This window comes from Balneola sp. (assembly GCA_003712055.1).
In the GTDB taxonomy this organism is placed as follows: domain Bacteria; phylum Bacteroidota; class Rhodothermia; order Balneolales; family Balneolaceae; genus RHLJ01.
Genome location: RHLJ01000001.1, coordinates 849885 through 862334 on the forward strand (window position 1 = coordinate 849885; position 12450 = coordinate 862334).

Below are 12450 nucleotides of genomic sequence, written 5' to 3' on the forward strand. Positions count from 1 at the left end.
AATAAGTCTATACTTTTTGCGGCTTAGCTTCCCTGATCAATATTCCTTTTCGGTTTAGTTCACCAAGTACTAACTCGGTAATTTCACTCATCAAAAGAAACTCGTACCTGATATCAATTACATACACTTTAACCTTTAAATGAACCACGAAATTTTGTTCGTGAACTTCATTTTTAGCTATGACAGCAATCGGCTTTTTTAGAAAAGTGTATTTGGATGAAACTGCTGCTTTATAAGCAATAGCTTTTACCTCTGGTATGGAAACATCAAAGGGTAAATAAATAGAAGTGACTACCTGACAATCTAAAGCTCCGGAGTTCGAATTAGATACCGCGTTATTTACAATATCTGCATTTGGTAATGAGATCAAGGAATCATCTGGAGTAACAATTCTGGTAGATCGTAAGCCAATATCTGTTACCTCCCCATAATGACCACTAACCTCAATTTTATCTCCAACCTGGAAAGGTCGATCCAGAATAATGATAAATCCGCCGAAGATATTCTTCAAAATATCCTGAGAAGCGAAACCTACGGCTAGTCCGATAGAAGCTCCTACAGTTAGTATGGTTTCGATAGGAGGAGCAATGATTCCGGCTATCACAATGAAAATCGCAAATGACCACAATGCAATATTAATAAATGGAGCAAGTCTTTTAATTATTAACCGATAGGAAGGCCTGGTTTCTGCAAGAGCGCTCAGCAAAAAGGATAGAAACCGACTGATAAAGTAAGTGGCAATTAATACAATAAGGGCTGATAAGATCTTTGTAAACGAAAAGAAATCACGGAATGAACCAATCTCAGACTGTACCGAAAGCCTAACCTCCGAAGTATCGGACTGTGCTACAGAAAGTGAATCTTGAGCAAATACATCCGTTCCTGCTAAAAAGATTAACAGCAGCACTAATAGAACATTAACAACGATCCTTCTTTTCATCAGTCCATCCTCCTAAATAATGTTTTTCAATTTTAACTGACGAACTACCTGCCTGTAAATCAGCTTATTAAGTACATAATGTGCGCCCTCTCTTTTAACCAATATTCCTCTTGAGGCAAGCCTTGAAATAATCATTTCACAATTTCGCTCTTCCGAATTAAGTATGGTGGATAGCTCAAGTGCATTCATTGTATCGTGCAGAATAAAAGCATGCAAAGCGAATAAAGCTGTTGAATCAAGTCCATCCAGCCTATTAGTAGCAAAATTAAATGGGTTGATAAAAAAATGTGATTCTGTGATTTCTCCGATAGATCGAATCCAATAAATAATGGCTACTGTGGAATTGCCCTCAGCCATTTTCGACAATTTGGAGAAAAACTGATTTTTCAAATACTCTTGTGCGGCTTCGTCATCATCCAGGAGTTTCCGGTAGGCTCTGCTCTTCTTTGCTGATGCATCGGCATTAAATCTAAGCTGGTAACCACTCGCCTTTTGCCTGTTCATTATTACTGATTCGATCTCACTCTCTTCCTTTAGCTCGGAAGAAATTGTGTGGCTAAAGTATTCCGAAATGTTCAGTACAATATTGAAAAAACTCCAGGTATATCTTGAAGATGAAACCACCCATAGTACTTCCTTTCTTGTTTCTGAAAGAACATATAACAAGCACTCAATGGCCCCATAGCCATTCATGTTTCTCAAGAAACAGTTTTGGATATCTTCAACATAGATAATCGAACCCTTTCTGTTCTTCTTGATCTTTGCTACAAGTTCTTTCGAGGAAGAAACTTCTGATAGTGAAAGCTTATTTGCCAGTTCCCTTATTATCTCTTCTTCGGATGCCACTGTATATTTCATGGGTATTTCGTACACCTTCTCATCAGCCAGTATCTCATCTTTAACCAATCTGAAAAAAGTCGACCGACCACTTCCTTTTTCTCCGATAATAGCTAGCGAAGCAGGGAACCCTCCCTTCCACAGTTCCAGTACTCTCTTACATTCTTCTACATTCAACTGGTCTCTTATAAAAAAAGAAGCTTCAATATCTCTCTTAAAGTCGAATAGCTTGCGATATATGAATGGTAACTGTTCAAATTTCTGGTCAGTTTCGTGTAGAAAGGTGGCCAGATTAGTACTGTCTTCTGATTTCTTACCACTCTTTGAGATGCCTAGATAACTTCGTACCGATTCATCGTACTGCTTGTATTTCTTAGTAACAAATCTCCAGAACAGGTCGATACGATCCAGTAAACTAGCCCAATACACAGTGAATTTAGTTTGCCAATCATAAGCAGACTCTTTCACCTTTAATTGAGCTCCCATCCATTTAACGTCCCCAGCATTTTGGTTAACAAGGAACTCTGATAGCTTGTCAACAAGTATCTCATTCTGAGCATTAACTATAGAAGTTAGCTTCTTATGACTTTCTTCAATCAACTCTCCCACTTCGTTAACTTTGGTAAGACTCCGTTCGAGTCCTTCCCTGGCTATATCATCCTGCTCATTTTTTTCTTCTTTCTCTATCTCGTCAATAATGGCAAGGTTAGTCTCAATAATCTGGATAATCTCATTAAAGTGAGGAATAAATGAGACTACATATTGTTCCGGATTAATTTTGACATTGTCTAGTTCAAGAGCGATGTGTGTACCCAACATACGTTGCACAAATTTCTGCCAATCAATTTGCTGGGCATCAAATGTGGGAGGTTCAGATTGGATATTCATTTCTTCCACAAACATTCCCTTAGTCGGCTGTCCCTTCCAGAAGTCGGTTACCTTATTCACGTAATCTGCAAACAATAATTGAATCTTTTGACTCTCTATCAGCTCAGAAAGCGGTGAGTTAATCTCGTTCTCCACTATTCCTAAAATTTCTTGTCTTATTTCACTACAAATTGCTGAAAATTTCTTTTGATCAGCATCCTGAAAATTGCTCAGCGTATCAATTGCTTCTGAGATTGAGCTAGACAGTTTGGAATGAGAACTAAAGAGTACTTTTTCGAAAATATCACTCAGCTGCTGATTGAGTTTATCTGCCGCATCTTCCAATCGGTTTTCGAAGTGATGAAGTTCAGGTAGAAGTAGCAAGCGGGCTTCGATAGCATCAAACAGAGAATTCCATTCTTTATCGTATTCTTTGATTATTCTCCTGAAAACTTCCGCTTTATACTCTATTACTTCGTCATGGAAGTATTCCTTCTCTAGTTCAATAGTTCCAACAATTGAAAGATATCGAGACAAACGCTCCGAGCGGGTCTTAAAAGCTGCCACCAATTCTTTCTGATGCTCCTTAACCAGCTCTTGCCAGGTATCGATATTTTTTTCTATGAATTGATCGAATGAAGGTTTTTCTTCTTCCCCCTCCGATTCAGTAAAAACCCAATTTTGGAGCTCATCTATTACCGTTGCACACTGTCTAAGCTGAGAAAGTCTCCAGGCCGAAATCTGTGGTATAAGGTCAAGAATTGCAGCCTTGCAAATATTCTTTAATGGCACATGGCGCAGCAGAGGCGAATATTCCACCTCCTCTTTTCTAAGTGCTCTTCTGAATGCATTACTCAGTATCAGCGCTCCTTTTCGAGTCGCTCTCTTAATACTTTTAAACACTTTTGCTATAGAAATATAAAGGCTATCCCCTTTTTGCCTTACAAACCTTTCCCTCTCCTGGACAAGTTTGATTAGTTCAGGAATTGGTTTTGTGGTTTCATCCAACGCCTCTAACCAAATCTGGTCCAAATCTGAAGGATGTACTTCATCCAGCCTACCGAGTATCTTAATTGATTCAATAGGAATCTTTTTTCCTGATCCTTTTTGCTGCGCCTCTTCAAATTTTTTAAGTATTTCTTTGAGATGTTTTTCGGGAATATGTGTTAGCGCCTTCTCAAACACCTCGTACGTAGGATTCCAGTATTCAGCAATTAATTTTTCGACGTTGTACCCTGGCTCCATAAAGTTTAGTTAAGGATCATTTTTTGATTCGAAACAATAAGTAAAAAGTGTAGATGTTTTCAATCTAGAATTCAAAAATAATGGAATGCGGATAAACACTTGCTTTCATTGCAAAGCGTAAAAGTGTATATTTTTCATCATCTACAAAATTATGAGCTGCAATAAAATCCCTTTCTACAAAAGATCATTGGGTGTTTTGTTCCGAATTTGCTCGGTTCTGTTGCTTCTACCTCTAGCAACCCAGGCACAAACCCAACTTGATCGTATTTCTAAGGCAGAACGTAGCGATGGCCTTGGTTATGTAGTTAGGTATCATTTTTCGCAGCCTATCGATTCCTTTTCGGTCATTCAACCTGCTCCTGATCTTATCCAAATGGAGCTTTTTGCTTCAGATATTGATACCTCTGGCATTCAAATGCCGATCGAGCAAGGTAAAATTCAGGAAGTTCGGTTATATAAACTTGAAAACAGCTTTGGAGTGGATATTTACCTGGATTCAGAAGTGTATGTAAAATCTCAGGCCTACATTGATCAGAATGGCAGGCATGTGCTACTGGCTTTGACAAAAGCCGATCCTTACGATGTGGAAGTCTACACTCAACAATTTTTAGCAAAGAACTGGTACCTAAATATCAATCCGGAAGATGCTTTAGAAATAGAAACTATTCCTACGCGGCCTGTTGATCCTGATGCAAATTATAATTCCGTTCGGGATAAGCTGGTATTTGATACCGTTATTATTGATCCTGGCCATGGAGGCAAAGATCCTGGAACTGTAGGATACAGAGGCACAAGAGAAAAAGATGTTGCTCTTATCATCTCAAAAAAGGTTGGAGATTATATCAATGAATATCTACCCGATGTGAAAGTTGTGTACACCAGGGATGATGACACCTTCCTTGATCTTGCTGAAAGAGGGCAAATAGCGAATGATGCAGAAGGTGATTTATTTGTTTCTATTCATGGAAATGCGTTCAAATCCTCAAGCGTACGCGGTACCGAGGTTTTCTTTTTAGGGCTTCATCGCAGCGAAGCATCTTTCGAAATTATGAAGCGTGAAAATGCAGTTTTCAATACTGATGGAAAGCAATTTTTTGAACTCACTGAAGAAGACTTACTTATTTACGAACTCGCTCACAGCGGATATATAGCAACCAGTGAGCATATTGCTTCCATGATTGACGATCAATTTACAAACCGGGCAAATCGAAAATCCAGGGGAGTTAAACAAGCAGGTTTTCAGGTTCTTTATGAAGCATCAATGCCCGCAGTTCTTGTAGAAGTCGGCTTTTTGACCAACCCTTCTGAACAACGTTTTCTTACCAGTGAATATGGTCAATCTATCATGGCATCAGCCATTTTCCGGGCTATCCGCGATTACAAAGTGGAATACGAGAACACCGAGGCATTCAGGTCCTCTAACTAATCCTGCATATGAGACCCTTAATAATTGGTGTAGCAGGTGGTAGCGGCTCAGGGAAAACAACAGTAGTTGATTACATTTGTGACCATTTTGGCCCTGATAATATTCTACGCCTTGAGCATGATTCGTACTACAGGGATCTGGGGCACCTTTCTTTTGAAGAACGGATAAAAATGAATTTTGACCACCCTTCCTCTCTTGAGACCGAGTTACTCATTCGCCATCTAAATGCTTTGATGCAAGGATATCCTGTTGAAGTTCCTTCCTACGATTTTGAAGCTCATACCAGAAAGGAAGAATCAACTACAGCGAAACCTACACAGGTAATTCTGTTGGATGGTATTCTTATTTTTAGCGAGCCTGATTTATTAGAGCTAATGGATATAAAGATATTTGTGGATACCGATGATGATATACGGTTATTACGAAGGTTAAAGCGAGATATAAGGAAAAGAGGAAGGTCGGTAGAAAGCGTTTTCGAGCAATATGAGAAGTTTGTGCGCCCTATGCATTTGGAGTTTGTAGAGCCAAGTAAACGCTATGCTGATGTTATAATCCCTCGTGGAGGTAAAAACAAAGTTGCCCGTGAGATGGTGATTTCAATGATTGAGAAAAAGCTTTCTGAAACCGAATAATCGGTATATAGAACATCGAACATAGAATGAGGAATATTGAACTTCGAAGTTCAGCGTTCGAAGTTCAATGTTCTTAATTCTATCCTTTTAGCATCATCTCCATCCCCCTGAAGATCAGGTCTTTCTCTATTCGAGTGTTCATACCAAGTAATTTGTGAACAGCTTCGACATCCCCTCCAGACAAAAAAAGATCAAACTCTCCAAAAGCTGATTGAAACCTATTCAACTGGTTTTTGACTCCATCCACCCAAAATGCTACCTGCCCCCACTGGAGCGATTCTTCTGTGCTTTTACCTGGAAAAAGATCTGGGATTTTTAGACTTACTTCCGGTAGTGCTGGAGCATTATGGTTGAAAATGGTGAGCAAGGGATTTAACCCAGGCATGATAACCCCTCCTCGAAATACTCCCTCTTCGTCCATAAAGTCGATCGTGCATGCAGTACCTGCATCTATTACCAATACTGCCTTTTTCTCGACCGAATGTGCTCCAAGACAAACTAAAAAACGATCCATCCCTAGGGTTTTGGGAGTTCTATAATCCAGCTTTTCACTGGGTATATCATGTACAGTTAGCTCGTCTACGAGATGAGCCTGTATCTCGCTCATTATTACATCTCTCGTTGATTCTCTAACACTCGAAAGCACAATTTTTTGAACTGGATGTAGCCTGTTATTGATTTCATGAGCAGCTTCCTCAGCATATTGATAACTATGCACCTTCCAGTTATCCTGATTTTTTACAGCTACCTTTACTGCAGAATTACCTATATCAACAAATAGAACCGACTCATTAATGGAGGAATCGAAATTGCTCATCATTTTGTATTACCTTTGAAACCGAGAATATAAAATAGATAAAAGAATTCTTATGGATTTAACTGGGAAAATTGCCATCGTAACCGGAGCTAGTAGTGGAATCGGAGCAGAGTTTAGTAAAATACTGGTAGAAAGCGGTGCTACTGTATATGGATTAGCAAGAAGTGAGGATAAGCTCCATACCATAAAAACACATTTAGGGAATCAGTTTATCCCTGTAACAATGGATGTAACAAAGTTTGAAGCCGCTGAAAAATGGGTTTCCTCTACGTTTAATGATGAGCACCTTCCTGACATCCTGGTGAACAACGCAGGTTTGGGATATTTTGCTGATGTGGATGAATTGAGTCTGGAGGAGTGGCATACCATGCTTGATGTAAATCTGACCGGCGTATTTTACCTGACCCGATTAATTACCCCTTTAATGAAGAAAAACCCGGATGTTTGCCACATCGCCAATATAGCATCAATAGCAGGCTTGTTAGGTAACCCAAAACTCTCTGCATATAACGCTACAAAATTTGGGCTGAGAGGTTTTAGTGATGCATTATTCAAAGAGTTGAGATATGATGGAATAAAAGTTACCTGCTTCTTCCCCGGTACCATTGCCACTAATTTCTTCGATACTATTGATGGTATGGAAATGCACCCTAATATGATGCAACCCATTGATATGGCGAAAACGCTCAAATATGTACTGGAAACACCTGATAACTTCCTGATCAGTGAAATTGTAATGCGCCCGCTAAACCCAAAACCACCATCTAGTTAATGAAATATATTCTCGCTGTTTCATTACTCTTTGCTGTGGCCTTAGCATGTGTTGAACAAGAACAGGTTCCATTACCTGATGACCTTATCGAAGAGGGCACTTATATCCAGTTATTGGTAGAACTTCAGCTATTAGACGCCATTGCATTTACCAGTTCTGATTCTCTCGATCTTGATACACTCATGAGTGAACTGTTTTTGTATTACAATATCGAGGAAGAACAATTCTTAAACTCTCATAAGTATTATCAAAGCAGATCCGATGAACATATCGCCAGGCTTGATTCCGCACTCAACATCATTAAAAAAGAGCAACAAGCACTTGAGAATAGTCAATAGTATAATTAGGAATAATTGGATATCTATTCCTAATTCTTAATTGTTAATTGAATCATTGTTAATTGATCAGCCCTTCTTTAACCAGATAATCTACTCCCGTTTTCACTTTGTCTTCAGCCCACTCTAACCGATTGACAATTTTATCTATATCCAGGCCTTGATCATTTATTAGATCCATAAGTTGCCTCAACTCATCTCTATCAAGCTGAATATGCTCTTCTTTTTTCTTTAAACAATTATCACAATGGCCACAGGGTTTAGCATTCAGCTCTCCGAAATAAGTACGCAGGTACACTTCCCGGCATCCCTGAGTTAGTATATAGCCATGCATCCTCTCCAATTTTTTCAGCAAATTAGCCCGGTATGATTCTGCCATTTCTCTGGTAACAGGGATCTCTTTTGACCGCGCTTCCAGTAACCTGATCATATCTCTTTCGGGGAATAGAGCGAACATTAATACATGATCGTTCATCATCAATACATTTAATGCTTTTATAAGCGCATTTCTTGTAACCCCGAGTTTTTCAAGCACGAATTCCAGATCCAGTTCTACCATATGTGCATGAGCAAAGTGGCCAAACATTCTTTCCAGTTTATCAACGAACTCAGCCTTTTCCGGATTTTGACAGCGTTCTTTGAACTTTATCATCATGTCAGGACTTAGGCTAAACTGTACGCTAGCCTTAGGAGGAATTCCTCGCTTGACCGCAACTACGCCAAATTGTTCCATCATACGAATAGCCGCTCTGCAAATTGGAATAGCCAAAGAGGATCGTACGCTTAGTTTTTCCATTTCAAAAGCTACCATTTCGTCAACTTCCGATCCCAGGGCCAGATTCAGGCTATCACCCAAAGCGACGTATACCTTCTGCATTTGATCATAAGTAGGATAGCTCTGTTCGATCCGCTTAATCGCTTTCTGGTAATCAGACTCACGAAAGAACAGAATCGGGAAGCTTTCTTCTCCATCTCTTCCTGCTCTGCCAGCTTCCTGATAATATGCTTCAATCGAACCTGGCATCTCTTCATGAATCACAAACCGGCAATCGGGTTTATCTATCCCCATTCCGAATGCATTAGTAGCAGTAACCAGCGGGGTGTCTCCACTAATCCAACGATGTTGTATCTCTTTTCTTAACTCAGCAGTTAACCCTGCGTGGTACGCCTCAGAGTTAATTTCCATTTTTGTGAATCTAAGCGCCCAGTCTTCGCAATTCTTTCGAGTACCTGCGTACATTAATCCATCCCCTTTTGCCGAAGCTTTTTGTACGGCTTCAGTAATCCTGTCTCTTTTTTGAGGAGTTTTGGTTACCCACCACTTCAGGTTTGGGCGCTCAAACCCTTTTGAGATAATAGACGGCTCATTAAACCCCAATACAGAAATAATATCCTCTCTTACTTCGGGCGTTGCTGTAGCTGTAAGAGCCAGCCATCGGGTATGCTCTGCTATACTGGCCAGGTTTTCCCGAATCTTGCGATATGGAGGACGAAAATCATGGCCCCATTCTGAAATACAGTGCGCTTCATCAATAGCAACAAGTTGAATAGAAAGCCGCTCCAATTCTGCCTGAAACAACGGACTTCCCAATCGTTCGGGGGCACAATATAGAAGTTTGTACATCCCATTCCTGGCGTTAACCAATCGCTGTTCTACTTCATAGCTTGTAAGTGTACTATTTATATAGGTAGATGAAATGCCTCTCTCACTTAATTGTGTAACCTGATCTTCCATTAAAGCCACTAATGGTGACACTACAAGAGTAAGACCCTCCAGAACAGTAGCAGGAACCTGGTAGCATAATGATTTACCTCCCCCCGTTGGAAACAGAACCAGCGTATCTGTGCCTTTCAGTACCGATTGAATAGCTTCTTCCTGCCCCTCACGAAACGCATCATATGCCCAATACCGGGTTAAATTTTCCTTTGCCTTGATGAAAAAATCGGTCAACTTTTTTCTTTACCTTAGTTCGCGTTTAAGGTAGGAAATAAGAAATGCTGCCCAAAAATAAACTCATGTTTCATTTGTCGACAAATCTACTCATCCTGTATCTACTGTTCATACAGGCTTGCACGACGGAACAGACTTCCAACGAGTCGGAGATCGATTATCAAAAAGAAATGAGAACCTTTGTCCAGGAAATTTCGACTTATGCCAGAGAGCAGAATCCCGACTTTATCGTTATTCCCCAGAATGGTCACCGACTCGTTTCGGATAATGGCTTATGGAATGGAAACCCGGATACTTCCTACCTAAATTCTATTGATGGTCTTGGACAGGAAAGCCTGTATTATGGAAATAAGGGAGATGATCTCAATACTTCGAAAGAGATGATCGACTACCTGGAATTTTACCTGGATATCGGAAAGCAGTTTGGGAAGACTGTACTAACGACCGATTATACTTTTACCCCTTCTAAAATGGATAGCTCTTTCATCCGGAACCTACAGAAAGGATATGTCTCTTTTGCAGCAGATCGTAGAGCCCTGGATAATATTCCACTCTATCCCGAGAATATCTCCAACGAAAATTCTACCTCTGTTAAAAAATTATCTGATGCAAAGAATTTTTTATACCTGATAAATCCAGGAGCCTATTCTTCCAAAGAAGAGTTTATTGCTGACATAAGTGGTACCAATTATGATGCGGTAATTATAGACGCCTTTTATTTGGGGACATTACTTACAAAAACTGACATCGACCAGCTCAAAACTAAAGCGAATGGTGGAAGCCGGTTAGTAATCAGCTATATGAGCATTGGTGAAGCTGAAACCTATCGATACTACTGGGACGAAACCTGGACTCCAGGAAATCCTGAATGGATTGTCGAAGAAAATCCAAACTGGCCTGAAAATTATAAGGTAGAATATTGGAATAAGGAGTGGAAAAAAGTCATTTATGGTACCGAAAGCTCCTACCTGCAGAAGATTCTTGATTCAGGCTTTGATGGAGTTTATTTAGACATCATTGATGGATTTGAGTACTTCATGGGGTTGCACTAAGTGCTAGTACCAGGTCTCATTCTTTAGTTCTTCGATAGCCGCCATAACGTCTCGCTGACTAATTTGACCTACCAGTTTCTCATTGTCCAGAACGGGAAAACGACGAAGCCTCAGCTTGAGAAATAACTTAGCTACTTCGAAAATATTCATGGTTGGATTTATAGTGATGGGTTCTTCTGTCATATAGTCTTTAACTACTCCCATCATCTGAGGACTGTTATTGTATTTACCTCGGACTACTTCCTTTAAACAGTCACCTTCTGAAATTACACCTACTAATTTTCCATGCTTATCAATTACTGGTCCGCCGGATATTTTTTTGTTTATAAGAATTTGAATGACTTCATGTAATGGCTGATCAGGATTGAAGGTGATTAATTTCCTGGTCATGAAATCCTGGGCTTGTAATGCTTGAGGAACAACTTTTTCCGGTTGTTTTTGTGCTGCCTTATAACTGATTACCATGGTACCTCCTTGTTTAATAGGTACCTGTTAATACAATAAAGATTCAGATTAAAGGCAAATTAACCTACGAATTGAAATCCTAAAATCTAATTTATTGAATAAGTAATATTTATAAACAAATCATCTGCTCTACTATAAGAGCACCTAATGACTAGTTTACCATTAGATATTTTTTTAAGCTCCTTGATATTAAAATCACCACTATCAGTGCACTCATATCTATCATTAACCTCAGTAGGTCTTGAATCTTCTAATTCAAATTGATCTACTTCTTCAGCTAAAAAAATAAGGAAATAAGCAGAATCAGCGCTAACTGAAAATGAATTAGATTTCCCAATAGGATAAAGTCCAGGAGCATGAATAATTTTTAAGTCCTTATTATTATTTGAAATTTTATTACCTGCTACTCTTCCAATTAATATCTTTTCATTGACATCTCTTTTATAAAGAAACAATTCCCAGAAATACTCGGCAGGTAAAAAATTATCGCCTTCAGCTATTCTAATGAAGTCGAATGATTCAACTCTAATACTAAGTATTACTTCTTTACTAATCGGCTCATTTATTTTTTTTTGAGGTACCAAAGTTGTGTCTGTTCCTTTTTCAGTAGAAGAGGGTGTCTCGCTAATCACATTATCTCGGAATAAATTTGAAATACTAATAGTAAGTATAAATAGAATTAGCCCTCCAACTATTGTTACTATCCATGGATTGTTGATCCATTTTAAGTTGAATGACTCTTCATTCAGGCTACTATTTATGTACTTGTTTGTAACATCTATACCCCGATATCTAATATCCACTTCTTCCCGCCCCCTGCCTAGGCTTATAAGAGTAAAACTAGGATCTCTATTAAATTCGTCGATTCTTTTTCTCTCTTCTTCTCTGAATGTTTTGAGTTCCTCTTTTAGAGGGAATTCAGTTCTTCTGATCTTAGTTTTTTTTATTTCGGAATATTCAATTTTAAGTCCATTCTTAAAGAAGGGCTTTTTCTTTTTGTAAGTCTTAAGGAATTTCTCTTTTAATTCTTGTACTGATAGGTCACTAAATAGAAGAAGGTGTTTTTTGTCCTTAAGCTGAATAACAACATGATAACAAGAGCCCATAAGGC

General features: G+C 39.0%; 11 protein-coding genes. 5 read left to right on the plus strand and 6 right to left on the minus strand.

Features of this window, described 5'->3' with window-relative positions:
• Window positions 1-7 precede the first annotated feature (7 nt).
• Window positions 8-940, minus strand: coding sequence for a mechanosensitive ion channel family protein (locus tag ED557_03815; protein ID RNC85907.1), 933 nt, complete (start codon window positions 938-940; stop codon window positions 8-10).
• 12 nt (window positions 941-952) lie between these two features.
• Window positions 953-3889: a hypothetical protein gene (locus tag ED557_03820; GenBank protein ID RNC85908.1), complete on the minus strand. Its 2937-nt coding sequence runs from the start codon at window positions 3887-3889 to the stop codon at window positions 953-955.
• Between the two features lie 151 nt (window positions 3890-4040).
• On the opposite strand from ED557_03820, the gene ED557_03825 reads away from it, so the two are divergent.
• On the plus strand, window positions 4041-5315 hold the full coding sequence (locus ED557_03825) for an N-acetylmuramoyl-L-alanine amidase (protein ID RNC85909.1): 1275 nt from the start codon (window positions 4041-4043) through the stop codon (window positions 5313-5315).
• A gap of 8 nt (window positions 5316-5323) precedes the next feature.
• On the plus strand, window positions 5324-5947 hold the full coding sequence (locus tag ED557_03830) for a uridine kinase (GenBank protein RNC85910.1): 624 nt from the start codon (window positions 5324-5326) through the stop codon (window positions 5945-5947).
• Window positions 5948-6026: 79 nt separating this feature from the next.
• On the opposite strand, the gene ED557_03835 is transcribed toward ED557_03830, so the two are convergent.
• Window positions 6027-6767 carry a type III pantothenate kinase gene (locus tag ED557_03835; GenBank protein ID RNC85911.1) on the minus strand — a complete coding sequence of 247 codons (741 nt, stop codon included), beginning with the start codon at window positions 6765-6767 and terminating at the stop codon, window positions 6027-6029.
• Between the two features lie 49 nt (window positions 6768-6816).
• On the opposite strand from ED557_03835, the gene ED557_03840 reads away from it, so the two are divergent.
• Together ED557_03840 and ED557_03845 are read left to right on the plus strand one after the other, a co-directional pair.
• Window positions 6817-7536 carry an SDR family NAD(P)-dependent oxidoreductase gene (locus ED557_03840; GenBank protein RNC85912.1) on the plus strand — a complete coding sequence of 240 codons (720 nt, stop codon included), beginning with the start codon at window positions 6817-6819 and terminating at the stop codon, window positions 7534-7536.
• Entirely contained in the window at window positions 7536-7874 is a 339-nt protein-coding gene (locus ED557_03845) for a DUF4296 domain-containing protein (GenBank protein ID RNC85913.1), read from the plus strand. Before ED557_03840 ends, ED557_03845 begins: the two co-directional genes overlap by 1 nt.
• 58 nt (window positions 7875-7932) lie before the next feature.
• Here ED557_03845 and ED557_03850 read toward each other — a convergent pair whose 3' ends face one another.
• Entirely contained in the window at window positions 7933-9822 is a 1890-nt protein-coding gene (locus ED557_03850) for a RecQ family ATP-dependent DNA helicase (protein ID RNC85914.1), read from the minus strand.
• Between the two features lie 65 nt (window positions 9823-9887).
• On the opposite strand from ED557_03850, the gene ED557_03855 reads away from it, so the two are divergent.
• Complete coding sequence (locus ED557_03855) at window positions 9888-10874, plus strand: hypothetical protein (protein RNC86165.1); 987 nt, start codon at window positions 9888-9890, stop codon at window positions 10872-10874.
• A 3-nt stretch (window positions 10875-10877) separates the two neighbouring features.
• Here ED557_03855 and ED557_03860 read toward each other — a convergent pair whose 3' ends face one another.
• Both ED557_03860 and ED557_03865 read right to left on the minus strand, forming a co-directional pair.
• On the minus strand, window positions 10878-11339 hold the full coding sequence (locus ED557_03860) for a CBS domain-containing protein (GenBank protein RNC85915.1): 462 nt from the start codon (window positions 11337-11339) through the stop codon (window positions 10878-10880).
• An 86-nt stretch (window positions 11340-11425) separates the two neighbouring features.
• Complete coding sequence (locus ED557_03865; GenBank protein RNC85916.1) at window positions 11426-12445, minus strand: hypothetical protein; 1020 nt, start codon at window positions 12443-12445, stop codon at window positions 11426-11428.
• Window positions 12446-12450: the final 5 nt, after the last annotated feature.

Coding starts and splice junctions, on each gene's coding strand:
- ED557_03820 (RNC85908.1), bottom strand. CDS start 3,889: ATGGAGCCAGGGTACAACGTCGAAAAATTAATTGCTGAATACTGGAAT.
- ED557_03815 (RNC85907.1), bottom strand. CDS start 940: ATGAAAAGAAGGATCGTTGTTAATGTTCTATTAGTGCTGCTGTTAATC.
- ED557_03845 (RNC85913.1), top strand. CDS start 7,536: ATGAAATATATTCTCGCTGTTTCATTACTCTTTGCTGTGGCCTTAGCA.
- ED557_03860 (RNC85915.1), bottom strand. CDS start 11,339: ATGGTAATCAGTTATAAGGCAGCACAAAAACAACCGGAAAAAGTTGTT.
- ED557_03835 (RNC85911.1), bottom strand. CDS start 6,767: ATGATGAGCAATTTCGATTCCTCCATTAATGAGTCGGTTCTATTTGTT.
- ED557_03865 (RNC85916.1), bottom strand. CDS start 12,445: ATGGGCTCTTGTTATCATGTTGTTATTCAGCTTAAGGACAAAAAACAC.
- ED557_03840 (RNC85912.1), top strand. CDS start 6,817: ATGGATTTAACTGGGAAAATTGCCATCGTAACCGGAGCTAGTAGTGGA.
- ED557_03830 (RNC85910.1), top strand. CDS start 5,324: ATGAGACCCTTAATAATTGGTGTAGCAGGTGGTAGCGGCTCAGGGAAA.
- ED557_03825 (RNC85909.1), top strand. CDS start 4,041: ATGAGCTGCAATAAAATCCCTTTCTACAAAAGATCATTGGGTGTTTTG.
- ED557_03855 (RNC86165.1), top strand. CDS start 9,888: ATGTTTCATTTGTCGACAAATCTACTCATCCTGTATCTACTGTTCATA.